20 protein-coding genes are annotated in these 19,765 nt (G+C 72.8%); 10 read left to right on the top strand and 10 right to left on the bottom strand.

Annotated features, from left to right (window positions below):
* Positions 1–113: 113 nt before the first annotated feature.
* On the bottom strand, positions 114–959 hold the full coding sequence (locus tag AB0F29_RS29815) for a hypothetical protein (RefSeq protein WP_361878307.1): 846 nt from the start codon (positions 957–959) through the stop codon (positions 114–116).
* A gap of 305 nt (positions 960–1,264) precedes the next feature.
* Here AB0F29_RS29815 and AB0F29_RS29810 point away from each other — a divergent pair, with 305 nt between their 5' ends.
* Complete coding sequence (locus AB0F29_RS29810; protein ID WP_361878430.1) at positions 1,265–1,678, top strand: hypothetical protein; 414 nt, start codon at positions 1,265–1,267, stop codon at positions 1,676–1,678.
* 160 nt (positions 1,679–1,838) lie between these two features.
* Positions 1,839–1,994: a hypothetical protein gene (locus tag AB0F29_RS29805; protein WP_018961044.1), complete on the top strand. Its 156-nt coding sequence runs from the start codon at positions 1,839–1,841 to the stop codon at positions 1,992–1,994.
* A gap of 104 nt (positions 1,995–2,098) precedes the next feature.
* On the opposite strand, the gene AB0F29_RS29800 is transcribed toward AB0F29_RS29805, so the two are convergent.
* A complete protein-coding gene (locus tag AB0F29_RS29800; RefSeq protein WP_361878304.1) occupies positions 2,099–3,868 on the bottom strand; it encodes a phospholipid carrier-dependent glycosyltransferase in 1,770 nt (589 codons plus the stop codon).
* A gap of 53 nt (positions 3,869–3,921) precedes the next feature.
* Here AB0F29_RS29800 and rsmI point away from each other — a divergent pair, with 53 nt between their 5' ends.
* Positions 3,922–4,854 carry a 16S rRNA (cytidine(1402)-2'-O)-methyltransferase gene (gene rsmI, locus AB0F29_RS29795; RefSeq protein WP_361878301.1) on the top strand — a complete coding sequence of 311 codons (933 nt, stop codon included), beginning with the start codon at positions 3,922–3,924 and terminating at the stop codon, positions 4,852–4,854.
* Between the two features lie 3 nt (positions 4,855–4,857).
* Here the strand turns inward: rsmI and AB0F29_RS29790 are convergent, their stop codons facing one another.
* The 5 genes from AB0F29_RS29790 to AB0F29_RS29770 are packed head-to-tail and all read right to left on the bottom strand — an operon-like array spanning position 4,858 to position 8,809.
* Positions 4,858–5,940, bottom strand: a complete 1,083-nt coding sequence (locus tag AB0F29_RS29790; protein WP_361878298.1) for a serine hydrolase domain-containing protein — start codon at positions 5,938–5,940, stop codon at positions 4,858–4,860.
* A complete protein-coding gene (locus AB0F29_RS29785; RefSeq protein WP_361878294.1) occupies positions 5,937–6,866 on the bottom strand; it encodes a hypothetical protein in 930 nt (309 codons plus the stop codon). The genes AB0F29_RS29790 and AB0F29_RS29785 overlap by 4 nt, the downstream gene beginning before the upstream one ends.
* On the bottom strand, positions 6,863–7,918 hold the full coding sequence (locus tag AB0F29_RS29780) for a hypothetical protein (protein WP_361878291.1): 1,056 nt from the start codon (positions 7,916–7,918) through the stop codon (positions 6,863–6,865). The genes AB0F29_RS29785 and AB0F29_RS29780 overlap by 4 nt, the downstream gene beginning before the upstream one ends.
* Positions 7,915–8,622: a hypothetical protein gene (locus tag AB0F29_RS29775; protein WP_361878289.1), complete on the bottom strand. Its 708-nt coding sequence runs from the start codon at positions 8,620–8,622 to the stop codon at positions 7,915–7,917. Before AB0F29_RS29775 ends, AB0F29_RS29780 begins: the two co-directional genes overlap by 4 nt.
* 10 nt (positions 8,623–8,632) lie before the next feature.
* Entirely contained in the window at positions 8,633–8,809 is a 177-nt protein-coding gene (locus AB0F29_RS29770) for a hypothetical protein (RefSeq protein WP_361878286.1), read from the bottom strand.
* A gap of 453 nt (positions 8,810–9,262) precedes the next feature.
* Here AB0F29_RS29770 and AB0F29_RS29765 point away from each other — a divergent pair, with 453 nt between their 5' ends.
* The 5 genes from AB0F29_RS29765 to AB0F29_RS29745 all read left to right on the top strand — a co-directional run bounded on the left by AB0F29_RS29765 (position 9,263) and on the right by AB0F29_RS29745 (position 14,180).
* Entirely contained in the window at positions 9,263–9,628 is a 366-nt protein-coding gene (locus AB0F29_RS29765; RefSeq protein ID WP_361878283.1) for a hypothetical protein, read from the top strand.
* Positions 9,629–9,829: 201 nt separating this feature from the next.
* A complete protein-coding gene (locus AB0F29_RS29760) occupies positions 9,830–10,705 on the top strand; it encodes a TatD family hydrolase (protein ID WP_361878280.1) in 876 nt (291 codons plus the stop codon).
* Between the two features lie 193 nt (positions 10,706–10,898).
* Positions 10,899–11,771, top strand: coding sequence for a 16S rRNA (adenine(1518)-N(6)/adenine(1519)-N(6))-dimethyltransferase RsmA (gene rsmA / locus AB0F29_RS29755; RefSeq protein WP_361878277.1), 873 nt, complete (start codon positions 10,899–10,901; stop codon positions 11,769–11,771).
* Positions 11,772–11,833: 62 nt separating this feature from the next.
* Positions 11,834–12,733 (top strand): 4-(cytidine 5'-diphospho)-2-C-methyl-D-erythritol kinase, encoded by a 900-nt coding sequence (locus AB0F29_RS29750; protein ID WP_361878427.1) that lies wholly within the window; start codon positions 11,834–11,836, stop codon positions 12,731–12,733.
* An 82-nt stretch (positions 12,734–12,815) separates the two neighbouring features.
* Complete coding sequence (locus AB0F29_RS29745) at positions 12,816–14,180, top strand: acyltransferase (RefSeq protein ID WP_361878274.1); 1,365 nt, start codon at positions 12,816–12,818, stop codon at positions 14,178–14,180.
* On the opposite strand, the gene AB0F29_RS29740 is transcribed toward AB0F29_RS29745, so the two are convergent.
* The 3 genes from AB0F29_RS29740 to AB0F29_RS29730 form a co-directional block, all read right to left on the bottom strand.
* Positions 14,168–14,428, bottom strand: coding sequence for a Txe/YoeB family addiction module toxin (locus tag AB0F29_RS29740; protein ID WP_361878271.1), 261 nt, complete (start codon positions 14,426–14,428; stop codon positions 14,168–14,170). The two genes, AB0F29_RS29745 and AB0F29_RS29740, sit on opposite strands and share 13 nt — an antisense overlap.
* Positions 14,425–14,676, bottom strand: a complete 252-nt coding sequence (locus AB0F29_RS29735; protein WP_361878268.1) for a type II toxin-antitoxin system prevent-host-death family antitoxin — start codon at positions 14,674–14,676, stop codon at positions 14,425–14,427. Before AB0F29_RS29735 ends, AB0F29_RS29740 begins: the two co-directional genes overlap by 4 nt.
* 309 nt (positions 14,677–14,985) lie before the next feature.
* Positions 14,986–15,741, bottom strand: coding sequence for a lipoprotein (locus AB0F29_RS29730; protein WP_361878265.1), 756 nt, complete (start codon positions 15,739–15,741; stop codon positions 14,986–14,988).
* A 146-nt stretch (positions 15,742–15,887) separates the two neighbouring features.
* Here AB0F29_RS29730 and AB0F29_RS29725 point away from each other — a divergent pair, with 146 nt between their 5' ends.
* Positions 15,888–17,705 carry an ABC-F family ATP-binding cassette domain-containing protein gene (locus AB0F29_RS29725; protein WP_361878262.1) on the top strand — a complete coding sequence of 606 codons (1,818 nt, stop codon included), beginning with the start codon at positions 15,888–15,890 and terminating at the stop codon, positions 17,703–17,705.
* 67 nt (positions 17,706–17,772) lie between these two features.
* The gene (locus AB0F29_RS29720; RefSeq protein ID WP_361878259.1) at positions 17,773–19,536 is read left to right on the top strand and encodes a PQQ-binding-like beta-propeller repeat protein; all 1,764 of its coding nucleotides are present in this window, start codon (positions 17,773–17,775) and stop codon (positions 19,534–19,536) included.
* Positions 19,537–19,765: the final 229 nt, after the last annotated feature.

The following is a 19,765-nucleotide window of genomic DNA, read 5'->3' as shown; positions in this document are numbered from 1 at the left end:
GTGCCGGCAGCCCGTCGTGCCAGCAACCTGTTGTGCCGGCAGCCCGTCGTGCCGACTACCGCGCTGCCGCGCGCCGGCGTCGTGCCGACTTGGCGTCCTACCGTGCTGCCGGCCTACTGCGCCCAGTCGAAGACGTCCGACTCCAGGTCGATCTGCGCGGTGCCGCCGCCGAGGTTGAACCCGCCGACGCCGTCCTCCAGCTCGAAGACGTACGGGGTCAGCCCCTCGGGCATCCCTTGGCAGGGCATGATCGTTCCGCCCAGGTGCGAGGTTCCCTCGATGCACGACCAGAACTCCTGGAGCTGCTCGTCCTCGGAGGACCAGGCGGCCACATAGCCGCCCGCGCCGTCCTCCGCCGGGGCGACGCCGGTGTTGGCGTCGCCGGTGCGCTCGCCGAGCCAGACGGTGGTCTCGGGCGCGCTGTCGTCCCAGGCGTTCTGGCCGCGGCTGTAGTGATCGCCGAGGCCGGCCGGGCGGATGTCGGCCGGAGGACCGGTGCGGGGCGCGGCGAACTCCTCGGCGGTGAGCCACAGGAGCGCGTGCGCGCCGCCGATGAGGTCTTCCAGGTCCCGCTGCTGGGGATGGCGCGCCGCGGCCGTCGCGGCCACCGCGGCGAGGAAGGGATCGGCGGCCTGCTCGGCGGTGGGCGCGGTGCCCTCCAGCAGCTCGGTGACGCCTTCGATGTCGTCGGCGACATGGTCGTCGGCCTGGAAGAAGGAGATGGCCACCAGGTCCTCGCCCTTGCGCCGGTAGTCCTCCGGCAGTTCGAGGGTGATGACGTGAATCATCGGCAGTCCGGTGACGGGGCTCCGCGGCCACGCGGCCGTCCCGATGCCGGGCGCACGACCGCCGCACCACCCGGCGACGCGGGCACCGGGCAGATCGGTCTCGATGGGCTTGCCGGGGAGGACCGTCAACTTGTCGGCGGATTCCCCGAACGCCAGTTCGTACGCCTTCACTGTGTGCCTTCCGTTCGACTGCGACGGCGCTCAACCTACGCGAGGGCTCTGACACCCCGGCCGTGGTTGCCGACAACAGGCAGCCGGGGCCGGTCCGGGTGTGCCGACTTCACCCCGTGAAACCCTCTCGGTCACCCGCTTACCCTGCTCGGACACGAGGAAGCGGAACGTCGGCTCGACGCCGACGGGCAAGGGGGGAGAGCCACGTGGACGGCGAGGCGAACGGGGGCGGGTCCGGAGTGCGCGCCCCGGCGAAGACCGGTGCGGCCGGCGGCGGAGCGAACGGGCTGGGGCCCCGTGCGTCCATGCTGATGTCCTTGGCTCTCGGCCTGCTGCTGGGGGCGCTGTCGGCGCTGGTGATGTTTCCGGCGGCAGAGCACCTGCGCTCTCTCCAGGACGGCGAGCGGGCCCAGGCGACCTTGCACACCAGTGGCGCGTGCATGTCGGGCCAGTGCGAGGTCACGTTTAAGGCCGGCGGGCAGACCGTGGTGGCGGACCTGCCGGTGGGCAGCGGAGGCGGCAGGCAGTCCGTCGGCGCACCCATGACCGTCCGGTACCAGGCGGACGACCCGCAGGTGGTCGCCCGCGAGGAGGACGTCGGGGGCGGCGGCGCGGCCCTGCTGGCGTGGATGTCGGGCGGGACCGCCGCGCTCTTCCTGGTGCTTTCGGGGGCGGCCGCGATCTATCTGGCGCGACAGCGGCGCACGTCCTTGCGATGATGTGAGAGCGATGTGTGAATGCCGAATTGCCGGGCACCAGGACCTTCGCAACGAGGTTCTGGCGACATTCGGAACCGGGCGGTACCGGTGAGGTGCACTGAGGCCGTTGTGAAGTGCAGGCGCATACGCGTCTGAACCGACTTGACGATGGGAAACGAAAATGATCGTCCTTGGACTTATTCTGCTGATCATCGGCCTGCTCGTCGGCATGGGGATCCTGACGACCATCGGCGGAATCCTCATTCTGGTGGGCGCCATCCTGTGGATCCTGGGTGCGACCGGCCGCGCGGTGGGCGGGCGAAAGCACTTCTTCTAAACTTCGGGTCCAGAAGTGAAACGCGGGCGGGCCGCGACGATGATTCGTCGCGGCCCGCCCGCGTTTCGGCTTCCTGCCCGCCCGCCCCGGTCACGCCGTGGCGTCTACACCCACGTGTCCAGCCACATCCGGTCCCGCCACAGGTCGTCCGGGATCTGCGTCCCCGTGAACAGGGGGTGGAAGTAGATGAAGTTCCAGACGATCAGGAGCACCAGCACGCCCACCGCGATCGCCCCCAGCGTGCGGCGGCGTTCGCCGGTGGGGTCCTGGGTGGTGAGGCCCAGTTCGGCCCGGGCGCCCGTGCCCGCCGCCGGGCCCGCGATCGCGCCCAGCATCATCGTCACGGCCAGACACAGGAACGGGACGAAGACCACCGCGTAGAAGAGGAAGATCGTCCGCTCCTGGTAGAAGAACCAGGGCAGCCAGCCCGCCACCACACCGCAGGCGATCGCGCCCGCCCGCCAGTCGCGGCGGAAGAACCAGCGCCAGAGCACGTACGCGAGGGCGAAGCAGGCCAGCCACCACAGCAGCGGGGTGCCGATGGCGAGGACCTCGCTGGCGCACTTGCCGGTCGCCGACTCCTCGCAGCCCGCCTGCTCCTCGTAGTAGTACGACACGGGCCGGCCCAGCACGAGCCAGCTCCACGGGTTGGACTCGTACGTGTGGCCCGAGGTCAGGCCGACGTGGAAGTCGTACACCTGGTTCTCGTAGTGCCACAGACTGCGCAGCCAGTCCGGGAACAGCCAGCTCCAGGAGGAGTCCTTGCCCTCGGTGGCCGCCCAGTTCCGGTAGTAGCCCTTGTCCGTGACGATCCAGCCGGTCCACGACACGACGTACGTGACGATCGCCACCGGCACCGTGGAGAGGAACGCGGGGATCAGGTCGCGGCGCAGCACCGCCTGGTACGGGTGCACGGCCCCTGCCGTGCGGCGTGCCCCGACGTCCCACAGGACCGTCATCAGGCCGAACGCCGCCAGGACGTACAGGCCGTTCCACTTCGTGGCGAAGGCCAGGCCCAGCATCACGCCCGCCGCCAGCCGCCACGGCCGCCACCCCAGGCGCAGGGTCTCCGCGATCCGGGCGTCCGGGCGCAGCACCCCCTCCTCGTCGACCGGCAGCGCGTCGGCCAGTCGGCGGCGGGCATGGTCACGGTCGGCCACCAGGCAGCCGAACGCGGCCAGCACGAAGAACATGACGATCAGGTCGAGCAGCGCGGTCCGGCTCATCACGAAGTGCAGCCCGTCCACCGCGAGCAGCAGCCCCGCGAGGCACCCCAGGAACGTGGAGCGGAACAGCCGTCGGCCGATCCGGCAGAGGAGGAGCACGGAGATCGTGCCCAGCACCGCCACCATGAAGCGCCAGCCGAACGGCGTGAAGCCGAACAGCTGCTCGCCCAGCCCGATGATCCACTTGCCGACCGGCGGATGCACCACATAGCCCGGGTCGGTCGGGATCGGGACGGACGAGGGGTCCTTCAGGATCAGCTTGTCGACGTCCTTGGGCCAGGACCCCTCATACCCCTGGTTGACCAGCGCCCACGCGTCCTTCGCGTAATACGTCTCGTCGAATATCACCGCGTGCGGCTGGTCCAGCCGCCAGAAGCGCAACAGCCCGGCGACCAGCGTCACCAGCAGCGGCCCGCCCCAGCCGGACCACCGCACCAGCCGGTCCGCCACGTGCGGCGGGATCGCGAGCACCGACCACACCTGCCGCCCGGGCCGGGTGTACGGCGGGTCCAGCCGGTCGCGGAGAGAGGTCTCCGGGCGGGGAACATGGCCGAAGCGGCGCAGCCGCCGTTGCCAGGAGGTCGGCTGTTCGCCGAGCGGGTCCCCGGCGTCTTGGCCCCGCTGGGTCTCGGGTGCGGTACTCGTCACCGCGCCATCGTAGGGAACGCATCTGTAGGAAGGGCGCTGCCCGTGCTGCGAGGATGGCTGATGTGACTGGAACGACTGGAACGCTCGTGCTCGCAGGGACCCCCATCGGTGACGTGTCGGACGCCCCGCCACGCCTCGCCGCCGAACTGGAGCGGGCCGACGTCGTCGCCGCCGAGGACACCCGGCGGCTGCGCCGGCTCACCCAGGCGCTCGGCATCCACACCTCGGGGCGTGTCGTCTCCTACTTCGAGGGGAACGAGTCGGCCCGTACGCCGGAACTCGTCGAAGCCCTGACCAGCGGCGCGCGTGTCCTGCTCGTCACGGACGCGGGCATGCCGTCCGTCTCCGACCCCGGCTACCGGCTCGTCGCCGCCGCCGTGGAGAAGGACATCCGCGTCACCGCCGTCCCGGGGCCCAGCGCCGTACTCACCGCGCTCGCCCTCTCCGGACTGCCCGTGGACCGGTTCTGCTTCGAGGGGTTCCTGCCCCGTAAGGCCGGTGAACGGCTCTCCAAGCTCCGCGAGGTCGGGGACGAGCGGCGCACCATGGTCTTCTTCGAGGCCCCGCACCGGCTCGACGACACCCTCGCCGCGATGGCGGAGGTCTTCGGCGACGGGCGCCGCGCCGCCGTGTGCCGGGAGCTGACCAAGACGTACGAGGAGGTCAAGCGCGGTCCGCTCGGCGAGCTGGCCGTGTGGGCCGCCGACGGCGTACGCGGGGAGATCACCGTCGTCGTGGAGGGCGCAACCGACTCCGGCGACGAGGGGCTGGACGCCGAGGAGCTGGTGCGGCGCGTGCGCGTGCGCGAGGAGGCGGGGGAGCGGCGCAAGGAGGCGATCGCCGCCGTCGCCGCCGCCGCGGGGCTCCCCAAGCGGGACGTCTTCGACGCGGTGGTGGCCGCCAAGAACGCGGAGAAGGGCGCGGAGAAGGGCGCGGAGGAGGCCTCGGAGAAGAAGCCGGAGGAGGCCGCTCCGCCGAAGCCGTAGCGGCTACGGCGTCTCCGTCAGCAGGCCGTACGCCGTCGCCACGAACGTGTCCGCCCGGTGCACCCGCCGTGTCGCCGTCGCCGCCACCGCGAGACCCGTGTCCGGGCGGAAGCCCAGGAACGCCTGCTGGCCGAGGGTCGCTCCCGCGTGGAAGAGGACCGGGCCGTACGGGGACGGGTGGTGGAACCACGTGAGCGTATGGGTGTGCGCGTGCCGCAGGCCCCGCCGCAGCAGGGGGCGGGATATGTCGGCGAGCGCGGCGCCCAGCGTCGGGTCCAAGGGGGCCGGAGGCCCGCACGGACGGTCCTCCACATGTGCCTCCAGGTGCGCCTCCAGGAACGTCAGCAGGTCCAGCGGGGTCGCCCGGACCGCGCCCGCCGCCGTGAAGCCCCCCGTGTCCAGCGCGGGCACCGGCGTCCCGTCGCGGCCGTGGCCGACCGCATCCGTGCCCTCCGGCCCCGGGCGCACCCGGGTCGCCGCCAGGCGCAGCGGGGCCAGCACCTGCTGGTGCAGCAGGACCTCCCACGGGGTTCCGGTGGCCGCCGCCAGGGTGTGGCCGAGGACCGAGACGGCGAAGTTCGAGTAGTGCCAGCGGGTCCCGGGCCGGTGGCGCGGGCGGGCCCGCAGGAAGGCCCGGACCACCCGGTCGGCCGGGTAGCCGCCGTACGGGTCGGTGGACCAGCGGGGCACCGCCTGCGGGTAGAAGTCGGCGGGCAGGCCCGGCAGCCCCGAGGTGTGGGTGAGCAGATGGCGCAGGGTGATCCGGCGCACCGCCGGGTGCACCGGGAGTCCCGGGGCCAGCAGGTCCGCCGCCCGGTCCGCGTACCGCACCCGGCCCTGCGCCACCAGCCGGGCCAGCAGCAGCCCCGCGAACGGCTTCGACGCAGAGCCCAGCTCGTAGCCCAGCAGCTCACGGGGGACCGGGCCGGGCTCCCCGCTGCCCCCGGTGTGGACGGTGCGCGCCCCGTTCCGGCTGACCGCGAGCACCAGGTCGGGCGCGTCGACCGCACCGGCGGCCTCGGCCAGGAGGCGTGCGGTGGCCGGGGAGCCGGGGGTGTCCGCGAGGACCGCTGTCGTGTCCGTCATGCCGGGGCCGGGGCGGCGGAGAGGTCGGACAGGGCCCGGGACATCGCGAGCGCCGAAGCGAACGCGGCGACCAGCGTCGGGTGGTAGACGAGGTCGAACACCGACTCCTCGTCGCCCTCCGGCATCCCGCCGACCACCGGCATCGCCCCGTCCGGCTGCTGGGCCTGCGCGAACCCCTGCCAGGCCGCCGGGTCCAGCGTCGGTCCGGGGAGGCACGCGTCGACGACCAGCAGCTCGCCCAGCAGGTCCCAGCGCTTCAGGTCCAGCCAGTCGTCCAGCCAGACCGGCAGCCACAGCGCCAGGTACTCCGCGATGTCGGCGGGCAGCCCGGCCGGCTCCTCGCCCCAGTCGGTGAGGTGGAAGACCGTGTGCGTGATGTCGTAGCCGATGTGGCCCTCGACCGTCCACGGCTCGGCCCGCCGCGCCAGCCAGGTGTGGGCCAGCGCCGCCGTCTCCGGGATGCTCGGCTCCACCCCGAAGCGCCGCTCGATCGCGCTCAGGCCGAGCCGTCGCACCGGCAGCACCTCCAGCGCCGCCCAGCTGGCCAGCCGGTGGTTGAGCCGGATCGCGGACTCCAGATCCGGCTGCCGGTAGCCCAGCTCCCGGAACGGTACGTAGACCTCCAGCGGAACCGGCGACAGCGGTTCGCGCCGCTGGCCCTCCAGCAGCCGCGCACCGGAGTCCAGCAGTTCGTGCCAGGCGTGGTCCAGGAGCTTGTGGGCCAGGGAGGACTGCTGCGAGCCGGCCACACCCTCCCGGAAGATGACCTTGCCGATCAGCGCCAGCTCGCCCAGCGGCTTGAAGCGGTCCAGCATCCCCGCCTCCGGGGACGGATCGGCATCCAGCCGGAACCCCTCCCGGTGTTCGTACAGCCAGCCCAGGGCCTTCGCCCCCACGTCGTGGATCTGCTGGATGCCGCTGCTCATGCGGTCCGCCTTTCCCGGCCGGGCACGGACCCGTCCGTCTGTCCCGGTGACCGCAGCGACCTCAGGGACAGGGCCGCGGCGAAGGCCGTCACGAGCGTGGAGTGGTAGCAGTCGATGAAGGGGTACGGGTCCGGGGCCGTCGTGTCCCGCACCGGAGAGCCGGTCTCCGGGACACAGCCTGTCCCGTGCTGCACGTCGGCGAGCACCGGCCAGACCCCGTCCAGCAACTCCGCGGGCGCGTGGCCCGGCAGTGACGCCGCCACCGCCAGCAGTTCGCCCGTCAGGTCCCACTGGGCGCTCTCCAGGCAGCCGTCGGCCCACGCGGGCAGCCAGGTCCGCAGATAGCCGTCGATCCCCGCGGGGACCCGGTCGGGCATCCGGCCCCAGTCCGTGAGGTGGAAGACGGTGTGGGTCAGCGCGTAGCCGGAGGGGCCCTCGAACATCCACGGCTCCGACAGGCCGCCCAGCCAGGTCCGGGACAGGACCGCCCCCGCGTCGGTGTGGGTCACCACGCCGACCCGCCGCTCGGAGTTGACCAGGCCCAGCTGCCGGTTGGCGTGCTGCTCGGTGTGGGCCCAGGCGCGGGTCGCGGTGAGCGGGCGGGCCAGGGCCTCGAAGCCCTCGTGGCGCAGCCCGTACCCGGCGAAGGCGGCGTAGATCTCGTACGGGTACGCGGCGAACGGCTCGGCGCGCAGCAGCTCCAGCAGCAGCTCGCCCGCCGCGACCTGCTCCCAGGCGTACGTGACGAGCTCCCCGGCCAGCTCGTGCTCCGGGGTGCCGGGGGCGGTGGTGCGACGGATCGTGGAGCCGAGCTGGGCCAGTTCGCCCAGGGGCTTCAGCGTGGCGTTGACCTGGGTGTGGGGTTCCAGGACGTCGTCGGGGAGCGTGAAGTGCGCCCGGTGCGCGTCGGTCCAGGCGAGGGCTCCGCGCAGGACGCCGGGGAGGACCGCGAGCGCGGCGCCGGGGGCCGGGTGCTCCCGCGGGGCCGGGCGTCCCCGGGTGCTCTCGGCCGGGCGGTCCTGGGAGGAGCCCTCGGTCGCGGTCGTCGTCACCGTGCCCTCGCTTCGGCCATCAGCCGGGCGGCCCGCACATGGAGGGCGACCCGGGGGTCGTGGCCGCCCATCAGCTCGACGAAGTCCAGGCCGCGTTCCAGGCCCAGCGTCGCCGGTTCGCCGCCGATCGCCGCGAGCCAGCGCCCCGCGCCCGCCGCCTGGAGCCAGTCGCGCCGCCGGATCGCGCGGACGAAGCCGCGCGACAGGTCGACGGCCCGGTCCGTCGCGGCGCGCCGCACGGCCGAGGGGGCCGCCGGGACGGCCAGCGGCGCGAGGACCGAGAGCTGGTGGGTGAACGCCTGCCAGGGGGCCTCCTCCAGCCAGGCCGCGTCGGGCTCCGCGTACGTCACGGGAGCGGCCGCACCCGGGGGAGACGGCGCCATCCGCTGGAGCGTGGAGATCATGTGCCAGTGGCTCCAGGCCGTCGCGGCCGGAGCGTCGGGCTTCGGCGGGAACTCCCGCACCGCCCGGTCGAGCACGGCGACGTCACCCGGATGCGGATGACGTCCGTAGAGAACACTGGGCAGCAGCAGGTCCGCCCCGATGACCCGTGCCGCCGCGATTCCGGTCCGATTCCCCTCGTCGATTCCCGCCGCGCCGCACACCGTGGCGAGGTGGTCCCCGCTCCGAAGAGCGAGGACCACCTCTGTCGCCAGGTCATGCACGGCGCCCGCGAGGGGCGACGAAGCATGTGTCTGGTCCATGTGCCGTCGACTAGCTCTTCTTCGGGCGCGGGGTCGGGGGCGAGAGCAGCAGCGCGCCGCCGCCCGCGAGAAGCGCGAGATAGGCGCATTCACGGGAGTCGCGGTACAGGCCTTCGACCTCGCCCGGGTTGAGGGCGGCGTCGAGGTCGAGCTCGACGTCGGTGGCAGTGGTGTCCGTGGTGAACATGGGTTGTTCCCCGTCCTGTGGGAAATGGGGTTGACGTAATGAGTGAAAAGGACGAATGGGTGCGCCGCAAATCGGCGTTCGGCGTCCGGGGAAATCGCGATTTCAATTGAATGGTGAATTCATGGGAGGCGGGGAGTGGAAAAGCCCGGGGATTAAGGGAAGGGAGGTGGGCGGACGGGGGTGGTGCGCCGGGCGCATTCAGGACCGGCGCACGGCGTGCTCGGGGGCGCTCGGTGGTCCGGCGGTCACACGCCGCCCTCCCTGGGGCCAGTCCACTGCCATGCGTCGGCAAAGGACCTCCAAAGGAGGCCAAGAACGCACCAATATTGGCGCCGGGCTGGTGCGTCCGTACGGGTGCAGGTGTCCACTGGAAGGGACGGGCCACCTGCTCGAAAACCCTCGGGCGGGCCGCCCGCCCCCGGAGCGCGTGACCCGCGGCCAAGAGGAGCAGGCATGAGCGAGATCGCAGCCACCACTGTCCATGAGGCGTACGCCTTCGCCTGCATGAAGTGCGGGTACGGCTGGGAGCAGTCCTACGAGATAGAGCACCATGTCGACGTCCACGGTCACGCCTTCGTCGTCTACACGGCGGACGGCGAGCGGGTGCCGTCCCCGCTCTCCACGCCCACCTGCACGAACTGCGGCGGACACGTGGTGCGCATCATGCGGGCGGGACGGGTCGCCGGCGTCCAGGAGCTGCTGCGGAAGCAGCGGATGCCGCGCGCGGCATCCGAGGCCGCCGCGAAGGACCGGACGGTGTCGGTCGCCGCCGTCCCGGCCCGCCACTGGCGCCTGTCCGACCTGTTCCACCGCAGGTGAGCCGCCCCTTTCACCGGGGGTGAGACCGGCTGTCACCCCCGGTGAAAGGGCCGGCCACCGCAGGTGACACATACCAACCACTGCGGGTGACGTGATCCTCCCAGCGCGGATGGGGTGGGGCCTTCCGTCGCGGATGACGTACCCGGGTGGCTTCCGCAGCCGACGGTCGTACGAGGGTGGGGCCCTCGTACGATCGTCGGCATGAGCCGTACCGAAGCCCCGCCGCTGCCCGAGCCCCTGCGGGTTCCGGTCGCCGACTCCCACACGCACCTGGACATGCAGGACGCCACCGTCGAGGAGGCCCTCGCCCGGGCCGCCGCGGTGAACGTGACGGCCGTCGTCCAGGTCGGCTGCGACGTGACCGGCTCCCGCTGGGCCGCCGACACCGCGGCCGCGCACCCCGCCGTCCACGCCTCGGTCGCCCTGCACCCCAACGAGGCCCCGCGCATCGTCCACGGGCACGTCGAGGGAACCGCGGGCACCGCACGGCAGGGCGCGAGGGAGCCCGGCGGCAGGGCGGCGCTGGACGAGGCGCTGGCGGAGATCGACGCACTGGCCGCCCTCGACCACGTGCGCGGGGTCGGCGAGACGGGCCTGGACTTCTTCCGCACCGGACCCGAGGGCGTCGCCGCCCAGGAGGAGTCCTTCCGGGCCCACATCGAGATCGCCAAGCGGCACGGCAAGGCCCTGGTCATCCACGACCGCGACGCGCACGAGGACGTCCTGCGGGTCCTGCTCGACGCGGGCGCGCCCGAGCGGACCGTGTTCCACTGCTACTCCGGCGACGCCGACATGGCCCGGATCTGCGCGCGGGCCGGGTACTTCATGTCCTTCGCGGGCAACGTGACCTTCAAGAACGCCCAGCCCCTGCGGGACGCCCTGGCCGTCGCCCCGACCGAGCTGGTCCTCGTCGAGACGGACGCCCCTTTCCTCACGCCCGCCCCGTACCGCGGGCGGCCCAACGCGCCCTACCTCATCCCGGTCACGCTCCGCGCCATGGCCGAGGTGAAGGGTCTGGACGAGGACGTACTGGCCGCCGCGATCTACGACAACACCGCACGCGCGTTCGATTTTTGATCCTCGGGTTCTGATCCTCGGGTTCCGACTCTTGGGTTCTGGCCCTCGGGTTCTGGCCCTCGGGCGGGCCCGGCTTCCGACCGCCGGGCCGGCCCGGCTTCCGCCGCTCGGGCGGGCGCCGCTTCGGACCGCCGGGCCGGCCCCCGCGGGCACGCTTGGCGGCCGGGTCGCGCCGCGGCCGTAGGCTTACCGGGTGAGCAGCACAGAGCCCGACGCCCTCCTGGGCCCCGCAGACATCCGCGACCTGGCCGCGAAGCTGGGCGTACGCCCCACCAAGCAGCGCGGTCAGAACTTCGTCATCGACGCCAACACCGTCCGCCGCATCGTGCGCACGGCCGAGGTCCGCCCGGACGACACCGTCGTCGAGGTCGGCCCCGGGCTCGGCTCGCTGACTCTGGCGCTGCTGGAGGCGGCGGACCGGGTCGTCGCGGTCGAGATCGACGACGTGCTCGCCGCCGCGCTGCCCGCCACGGTCCGGGCCCGGATGCCGGAGCGCGCCGACCGCTTCGCCCTGGTCCACTCCGACGCGATGCAGGTCACCGAACTGCCGGGCCCCGCGCCGACCGCGCTCGTGGCGAACCTCCCGTACAACGTGGCCGTGCCCGTCCTGCTGACGATGCTGGAGCGCTTCCCCAGCATCGAACGGACCCTCGTCATGGTCCAGGCCGAGGTCGCCGACCGGCTGGCCGCCCGCCCCGGCAACAAGGTCTACGGCGTGCCGTCGGTGAAGGCCAACTGGTACGCCGAGGTCAAGCGCGCCGGGTCCATCGGCCGCACCGTCTTCTGGCCCGCCCCGAACGTCGACTCCGGGCTCGTCTCCCTGGTGCGGCGCACCGAGCCCATCGCCACCACCGCGAGCCGCGCCGAGGTCTTCGCCGTCGTGGACGCCGCCTTCGCCCAGCGCCGCAAGACCCTGCGCGCCGCGCTCTCCGGCTGGGCAGGCTCCGCGCCCGCCGCCGAGGCGGCGCTCGTCGCCGCCGGGATCTCCCCGCAGGCGCGCGGCGAGGCGCTGACGGTGGAGGAGTTCGCGGCGATCGCCGAGAACAAGCCGGAGGCGTCCGCATGAGCAGCTCGCACACCTCGCACACCTCGCACACCTCGCACACCGGAGGCGGCCCGGTGAATCCCGTGGGTACGGCCGTCACCGTCCGCGTCCCCGCCAAGGTCAACGTCCAGCTCGCCGTGGGCGCCGCCCGCCCCGACGGCTTCCACGACCTGGCCAACGTCTTCCTCGCCGTCGGCCTGTACGACGAGGTCACCGCGGCCCCCGCCGACCGACTGCGGATCACCTGCGCGGGCCCGGACGCCGCCCAGGTCCCGCTGGACACCACCAACCTCGCCGCCCGCGCCGCCCTCGCGCTGGCCGAGCGGTACGGCGTCGAGCCCGCCGTCCACCTGCACATCGCCAAGGACATCCCGGTCGCGGGCGGCATGGCGGGCGGCAGCGCCGACGGGGCCGCAGCGCTCGTAGCCTGCGACGCCCTGTGGGGGACCGGTGCGAGCCGCGACGAGCTGCTGGCCATCTGTGCGGAGCTGGGCAGCGACGTGCCGTTCAGCCTGGTCGGCGGGGCCGCGCTCGGCACCGGACGCGGCGAGAAGCTGACCCCGATCGAGGTCGGCGGAACCTTCCACTGGGTCTTCGCGGTGGCGGACGGCGGCCTCTCCACGCCCGCCGTGTACGGGGAGTTCGACCGCCTCACGGCCGGCACCGAGGTCCCGGAGCCGACCGCGTCCCCCGCCCTCCTCGCCGCTCTGCGCTCCGGCGACTCCGGCGCACTCGCGCAGGCCCTGGGCAACGGCCTCCAGCCCGCCGCGCTCTCCCTGCGCCCCTCCCTCGCCGAGACCCTGGCCGCGGGCACCGGGGCGGGGGCCCTGGCCGCCCTGGTCTCCGGGTCCGGGCCGACGACGGCGTTCCTGGTGGCGGACGAGTCGGCGGCCGAGAAGGTGGCGGCCGCACTGCTGACGTCCGGGACCTGCCGCGACACGCGCGTGGCGGCCTCGCCCGCGCCGGGGGCACACGTCATCTGAGCTCCCGGCCCCCTCGTACTCACCCAGGATCTGAGTACGGCCGCGCTGCCGCGCCCCGCCCGGCCCGCGCGACCGTACGCCCATGGGATCAAGTGTTCGTGAACTGGCCGGGGCGACGCCCGCCACCCGGGACCGCTACGTCGACCTCCTGCGGGTCGCCTCGCTCGGCGCGGTCGTGCTCGGCCACTGGCTGATGGCCGCCGTCACCCCGGACGGGGTGGGCAACCTCCTCGCCGTCGTCCCGGAGCTCCAGCCGCTGACCTGGCTGCTCCAGGTCATGCCGGTGTTCTTCTTCGTCGGCGGCTTCTCCCACGCGCTGTCCTACCGCTCCCTGCTCCGCAAGCGCCCCGAGGCCGCCTCGGAGGTCTCCACGGACTCCGTCTACTCGGTCTTTCTGCGCGCCCGCCTCCAGCGGCTGCTGCGCCCGACCATGGTCTTCGTCCTGGTGTGGGGTGCGGCGGCGCTCCTGGTCCAACTCCTCGGCGGGGGCGGCGGACTGACCGGCGTCACCCTGCGCATGGTGACCCAGCCGCTCTGGTTCATCGGGATCTACCTGGCGATGGTCGCGTTCACCCCGCCGCTGCTGAAGTTGCACGAGCGCTACGGCTGGGGGGCCTTCGCCGGACTGGCCGGGGCGGCGCTCGCGGTGGACGTGCTGCGCTTCGCGGCCGGAGTCCCGTACGTCGAGTTCCTGAACTTCGCGTTCGTCTGGCTGGCCGTCCACCAGCTCGGCTTCCTGCGCGCCGACGGCCACCTCGGCCTCCACCGCCCCGCGCTCCTCGCCGGTGGCGGCCTGGTCACCGCCGGCGCGCTGGTGGCGTTCGGGCCGTACCCGCTGTCCATGGTCGGGATGCCCGGCGAGAAGGTCAGCAACATGGCCCCGCCCACCCTCGCCCTGCTCTGCCACGGCCTCTGGCTCGTCGGCGCGGTCGAACTCCTCCGCGCCCCGGCCGCCCGCCTGCTGGAGCGCCCCCGGGTCTGGCGCACGGTGGTGGCGGCCAACGGGGTGGCGATGACCGCGTTCCTCTGGCACCTCACGGCGATGTTCGGGGTGTACGGGGCGCTGCTCGTCCTCGACGTCGAGCTGCCCGAGCCGGCGTCGGCCGCCTGGTGGGCCCAGGTCCCGCTGCGGCTCGCCCTCGCGGCGGCCCTCACCGCCGGGCTCGTCGCCGCCTTCCGCGCCTTCGAACGCCCGGTCTCCGGGACACCCGGAGCCACCGGGGCCCCGGGAGCCGGCCCCCTCGCCGCCCTCGGCGCGACGCTCTGCCTGCTCGGCGTGCTGGGCCTGTCGATGGTTGGCTTCGGCGGCCTGCTGGACGGCCGTACCGCCCTGCTGATCGCGATCCCCGTCAGCGCCCCGGCCGCCGTCGCGATGACCCTGGGCGGCTGGCTGCTGGTGGAGCGGGCGGGGCGGGGGCCGGGGCGCGGTGGGCTTCAGCGGCCGTAGTGGTACCGGCAGGCGGCGATACGGACCTCGTCGGCGGCCACTTTGTAGATGAGCCGGTGCTCGTCGGTGATGCGGCGCGACCAGTACCCCTGGAAGCCGTGCTTGAGCGGCTCCGGCTTGCCCATTCCCTCGTTGCCGTTGCGGGCGATGTCCTGGAGCAGCGCGTTGATCCTCTTGAGGATCTTCCGATCCTGGTTCTGCCACCAGACGTAGTCGTCCCAGGACGACTGGTCCCACACGAACTTCACTCCGCGAGCTCCCGCACCGTGCCGCCGCCGTTCTCCAGACGGTCGATCGAGGAGAGCAGCCGACGGGCGTTCTCCGGGCTCCGGAGCTGGTACGCGGTCTCCTTGAGGGACTCGTACTCATCGAGCGCCACTATCACCACGGGCTCATGCCCGGCACGCGTGACCACGACCTCCTCGCGGTCGTCCACGACGGCGCTCAGCGTCTCGGCGTACTTCGCTCGGGACTCGGTGTAGGTCATCGTGCGCATGATCGCCTCCCGTGCTATCTGTACAACATCCTGTACGTACGGGAAAGTGTACGGCTCCCCGAGACGTGGCGGCAAGGGACAGCGGAACGTCCAGCACCGGCACCGCCGCGAGATCCAGCGTCCCGTCCTCGCCCCAGTTCAGCGAGCCACCGCAGCAGGGTGCGCGGTCCCCGCCCGGACGGCCCGGCCAGGGTCAGGTCGTCGCGGAACTCCCAGGTCTCGCCCCCGGGCAGCACGTACCGCCTCGCGCGGCAGGACACCCCCGCACGCCGAGTCCAGCGCGCCGGCGTCATGGGCGTCGCCGACCCGTCATCGACGGAGCTCCAGGGTCTTCTTCGCCAGTTCGAACGCCGGAAGCATCGCCATGTGCTCCTCGGAGTCCATCCCGCCCAGGTGCACCACGACCGGACCGTCGGGCGTCGCGACGGCGAAGGCGCGCTCCTTCTTCGGCTCGTCCAGCAGTTCGCTGTGGCCGGTGTATCCGACCTCGGCGGCCGCGAGAGCGCCGGCCGTCACCCGCGTGTAGACGGCATCGCTCACGGTCTCGCTCGCGTTCGGGGAATTCGCCACGAACGCCTTCAGAACCGCGCGCGGGTCGTCCTCGGACGGCTCGCCCTGCCACACCCGGAGGAAGCCGATGTTCCCCGCCGGCTTGGCGTCGATCTCGCAGACCACCTTCACCGTGCCCTGCTCGGCGAGGCCGGCCAGTGCCTCGGCCAGCTCGGGGTCCAGGTCGGCGCCCAGATCCGTCGAGGCCCCCCGCGGCTTCCAGTGCGCGGCGATGCCGAAGGTCACCGGCAGTTCGCACGCCGAACCCGCGCCTCCGACCCGGCCGCCCTGCTCCGCCGCCTTAGTGGCGTCGGCCCCGGTCCTGTCGGTCCCGGCCGTGCCCGCCCCGGTCTTCTCCGCCCCGGCCCCGGCCGCCGGCTTCGCGGGTGTGCTGCTCGCCGCGGGTCCACCCGGGCTCCCGTCGCCCGCCCCGGTCGACGACGAACAGCCGGCCAGCGTCACCGCCGCCAGGACCGCCGGTATCAGACCCCGTACCGTTCCACGCGCCCTCGTCATGAAGCCCCCACCCCGCATGTCTTCCGCACCGCCCCGACCGGGGCTGCTCCCCATGATCGATCGCGGCACGTTATCGCGCTCCGCGCGGCGACTACTCTGGTACGTCGAGCGGTCCTCACCGCAGGGACCCCCGGGACAGGAGTGAAATGGCCGTCAATCTGGTCAATGTCGAGCAGGTCAGCAAGGTGTACGGCACCCGTGCCCTGCTCGACGGTGTATCCCTCGGGGTCTCCGAGGGCGACCGGATCGGTGTCGTGGGCCGCAACGGCGACGGCAAGACCACCCTCATCCGGATGCTCGCCAAGCTGGAGGACGCGGACACCGGCCGCGTCACCCACAACGGCGGGCTGCGACTCGGCGTCCTCACCCAGCACGACTCCCTGGACCCGGAGAAGACCATCCGCCAGGAGGTCATCGGTGATCTCGCCGACCACGAGTGGGCGGGCAGCGCCAAGATCCGCGACGTGCTCACCGGGCTCTTCGGCGGCCTAGCCCTCCCCGGCTTCGAGCACGGTCTCGACACGGTCATCGCCCCGCTCTCCGGTGGCGAGCGCCGCCGGATCGCGCTGGCCAAGCTCCTCATCGACGAGCAGGACCTGATCGTCCTCGACGAGCCCACCAACCACCTCGACGTCGAGGGCATCTCCTGGCTGGCCGGCCATCTGCGGACCCGGCGCTCCGCCCTCGTCTGCGTCACCCACGACCGGTGGTTCCTCGACCAGGTCTGCACCCGCATGTGGGACGTCCAGCGCGGCACCGTCCACGAGTACGAGGGCGGCTACAGCGACTACGTGTTCGCCCGCGCCGAGCGGGAGCGGATCGCCGCGACCGAGGAGTCCAAGCGGCAGAACCTCATGCGCAAGGAGCTGGCCTGGCTGCGCCGCGGCGCCCCCGCCCGCACCTCCAAGCCGCGCTACCGCATCGAGGCCGCCAACGAACTCATCGCCGACGTGCCGCCGCCGCGCGACACCAGCGCGCTGATGAAGTTCGCCAACGCCCGCCTCGGCAAGACCGTGTTCGACCTGGAGGACGTGACCGTCCAGGCCGGCCCCAAGACCCTGCTCACCCACCTCACCTGGCAGCTCGGCCCCGGCGACCGCATCGGCCTGGTCGGCGTCAACGGCGCGGGCAAGACCTCGCTGCTGCGCGCGCTCGCCGAGGCCGCCCGCACCCAGGGCGACGAGCAGCCCGCCGCCGGGAAGGTCGTCGTCGGCAAGACCGTCAAGCTCGCCTACCTCTCCCAGGAGGTCACCGAGCTCAACCCGAACCTCCGGGTCCTGGAGGCCGTCCAGCAGGTGCGCGACCGCGTCGACCTCGGCAACGGCCGCGAGCTGACCGCCGGCCAGCTCTGCGAACAGTTCGGCTTCACCAAGGAGAAGCAGTGGACGCCCGTCGGCGACCTCTCCGGCGGTGAGCGCCGCCGGCTCCAGATCCTGCGGCTGCTGATGGACGAGCCCAACGTCCTCTTCCTCGACGAGCCCACCAACGACCTCGACATCGAGACCCTGACGCAGCTGGAGGACCTCCTCGACAGCTGGCCCGGGTCGATGATCGTGATCTCCCACGACCGGTTCTTCATCGAGCGGACCACCGACCGGGTCATGGCGCTCCTCGGCGACCGCGCCCTGCGCATGCTGCCGCGCGGGATCGACGAGTACCTGGAGCGCCGGCAGCGGATGGAGGAGGAGTCCACCCCCTCCGCCGCCGTGCCCCGTACGGCCAACGCGGCCGCCGCGGCCCCGGCCGTCTCGGCGCAGGAGGCCCGCGCCGCGAAGAAGGAGCTCCAGAAGGTCGAGCGGCAGCTCGACAAGCTCTCCACCCGGGAGACCACGCTGCACAAGCAGATCGCCGACAACGCCACCGACTTCGAGAAGGTGGCGGGGCTCGACGCCGAACTACGCGAACTCGTCACCGAGCGGGACGAGTTGGAGATGCGCTGGCTGGAACTGGCCGAGGACGCCTGACGGACGGCGACGCGGCAGGTGGTAGAACGGGACGGCAGGGACCGTACGTTCGAGGGGGACCACACCGATGTCGCAGCCGCCGCAGCCGCCGCAGGGCGGGCCGGGGGAGCAGGAGGGCTTCGGCGCTCCGTACGAACCGCGGCCCGGCGCGTACGGGAACCCCGTGCCGCCTGAGCACCAGCACCAGCCGCAGCCCCAGCCCGGCCCGTACGGTCAGCCGCCCACGGCGCCGTACGGCTACCCGCAGCCGCAGCACCATCCCGGTCCGTACGGCCCGCCGCCCACCGCGTCGTACGGCCACCCCGGGCCCCGGCCCTCGCGTCCGGGCGGGCGCTCGCGGGGCCGGGCCGCGGGTCTCGTCGCCGCCGTGCTCGCCGGGGTCCTCGTCATCGGGGCCGGCGTCTGGTTCGCGGTGGGCGGCGATGACGGCGCCGACGACGGGAAGCCCCTCGCGAAGGAGAGCACCTCCCCGAAGGAGCCCGGCGCCGAGCCGGGTCCGAAGGCGACGTCCGCCCCGGGGGCCGCGGAGATCAACAAGGGCCGCAAGGAGGGCGAGGCGAAGGTCCGCTGGGTCCAGCGGAACGGCGTGGACCTGCCGGGGGGCGGCGCCTCCGCCCTCGGCCCCTGGGTCGTCGGCGATGTCGTGGCCAAGGCCATGTACCGCACGGCGTCCGGCTACTCCCTCGATGACGGAGCGCGGAAGTGGAGCCTGCGGCTGCCCTCCGACGTCTGCGCGGCGCCCACCCGGCCGACCGCGGACGGGAAGATCGTCATCGGGCTCCTGACCGACACATCCACGGAGAACTCGGTCTGCGACAAGCTCCAGATGATCGATCTGGCCACCGGCGAGGCGGGCTGGTCCGCGACCTTCGAACGCGCGCCGACGCAGGACGGCCTCGCCAACATCGTCATGGCGATCAGCGGCGACGTCCTGACGATCGGGCGCGTCGGCCGCACCGATGCCTACCGGGTCAGCGACGGCAAGCACCTGTGGGACAAGCTGCCCGGCCCCTGCCAGTCGTACGGTCTCGCCGGCGGAGCCGTCCTGCTCGCCGCTGTCAGCTGCCGCGACCAGCCGGCCGGTGAGTCCGGGTCCGAGTCCGGGTCCGGGTCCGAATCCGGCGATGTCATCGAGGAAGTGCGGCGCGTCGACCCGTCCACCGGCCGGACCCTGTGGACGTACGAGGCCGGGAAGGGCTGGCTGATCGACGAAGTCCACTCCGTCGACCCACCGGTGATCTCGCTCCGCAAGGGCGGGGCGGTGGAGGGCGAGTGGGCGATCACGGTCCTGAACGCCGACGGAACCTTCCGCTCCCGGCCCGCCGCCGGCGACGACGTCCCCGAGGCCCGGTGCACCGGCATGCGGCGGAACGTGGGCGCGAACCTCGACACCTGCGTCGGAGTGACCGCCGACGCCGACACGCTCTACGCCGCCACGAAGCACCGGTTCGCGGACGGGGTGCTGACCAACGACGTCGTCGCCTTCGACATGAGCACCGGCAGGAAGAAGTGGAAGGTCCCCGCACCCGCCGGCCAGACCCTGATGCCGCTGCGCGTCGAAGGCGGCAAGGCGCTGGTCTACCTCGGCCCGCCCGGCGCGAAGAGCGGGACCAAGGGCGTCGGCGGCGGCATCGTGGCGCTCGGGCCGGACGGCGGCGCACCGCGGCAGGTCCTGCGCCACCCGGTGTCGGCCGCCGGGACCGAGCGCACCTTCACCGACCCGCTCGTCCTCTACACCGGCGGCCGCTCGCTGCTCATGCTCCCGTACGTCTCCGGGGCCACCGACGAGGAGGAGATGGAGCTTCCGGCGATGATCGCCTTCGGTGACTGACCATCACCTCCCGCCGGGGCGTAACGGAGGCATCACAAGGCGGTTCTCCCTTGGGAACAGGGGTTGGCCCGAACCGGTGCCCGGTGGCGGGCGGGTGGTACAAAGAAGCCCCGCCCGACTGTCGTAACACCGCGGAAGCCATGCCCGATTCGCTCCTTTCCGAGGGGAATTGACCCTCTTGGGAATGCGGGGGAGACCGATTCGCGCACCGGTCCGCACGAAGGGGGAC

The sequence above is a fragment of the Streptomyces sp. NPDC026589 genome (genome assembly GCF_040638385.1).
GTDB lineage: Bacteria > Actinomycetota > Actinomycetes > Streptomycetales > Streptomycetaceae > Streptomyces.
The sequence above is the reverse complement of the archived record's forward strand: the minus strand, read 5'-3'. Positions and strand labels throughout refer to the sequence as shown.

Excerpts from the sequence above, each read along its gene's own strand:
- AB0F29_RS29810 (WP_361878430.1), top strand. The coding sequence starts at position 1,265 with ATGCTGATGTCCTTGGCTCTCGGCCTGCTGCTGGGGGCGCTGTCGGCG.
- AB0F29_RS29805 (WP_018961044.1), top strand. The coding sequence starts at position 1,839 with ATGATCGTCCTTGGACTTATTCTGCTGATCATCGGCCTGCTCGTCGGC.
- rsmI (WP_361878301.1), top strand. The coding sequence starts at position 3,922 with ATGGCTGATGTGACTGGAACGACTGGAACGCTCGTGCTCGCAGGGACC.
- AB0F29_RS29790 (WP_361878298.1), bottom strand. The coding sequence starts at position 5,940 with ATGACGGACACGACAGCGGTCCTCGCGGACACCCCCGGCTCCCCGGCC.
- AB0F29_RS29785 (WP_361878294.1), bottom strand. The coding sequence starts at position 6,866 with ATGAGCAGCGGCATCCAGCAGATCCACGACGTGGGGGCGAAGGCCCTG.
- AB0F29_RS29775 (WP_361878289.1), bottom strand. The coding sequence starts at position 8,622 with ATGGACCAGACACATGCTTCGTCGCCCCTCGCGGGCGCCGTGCATGAC.
- AB0F29_RS29770 (WP_361878286.1), bottom strand. The coding sequence starts at position 8,809 with ATGTTCACCACGGACACCACTGCCACCGACGTCGAGCTCGACCTCGAC.
- AB0F29_RS29765 (WP_361878283.1), top strand. The coding sequence starts at position 9,263 with ATGAGCGAGATCGCAGCCACCACTGTCCATGAGGCGTACGCCTTCGCC.
- AB0F29_RS29760 (WP_361878280.1), top strand. The coding sequence starts at position 9,830 with ATGAGCCGTACCGAAGCCCCGCCGCTGCCCGAGCCCCTGCGGGTTCCG.
- AB0F29_RS29745 (WP_361878274.1), top strand. The coding sequence starts at position 12,816 with ATGGGATCAAGTGTTCGTGAACTGGCCGGGGCGACGCCCGCCACCCGG.
- AB0F29_RS29735 (WP_361878268.1), bottom strand. The coding sequence starts at position 14,676 with ATGCGCACGATGACCTACACCGAGTCCCGAGCGAAGTACGCCGAGACG.
- AB0F29_RS29730 (WP_361878265.1), bottom strand. The coding sequence starts at position 15,741 with ATGACGAGGGCGCGTGGAACGGTACGGGGTCTGATACCGGCGGTCCTG.
- AB0F29_RS29725 (WP_361878262.1), top strand. The coding sequence starts at position 15,888 with ATGGCCGTCAATCTGGTCAATGTCGAGCAGGTCAGCAAGGTGTACGGC.
- AB0F29_RS29720 (WP_361878259.1), top strand. The coding sequence starts at position 17,773 with ATGTCGCAGCCGCCGCAGCCGCCGCAGGGCGGGCCGGGGGAGCAGGAG.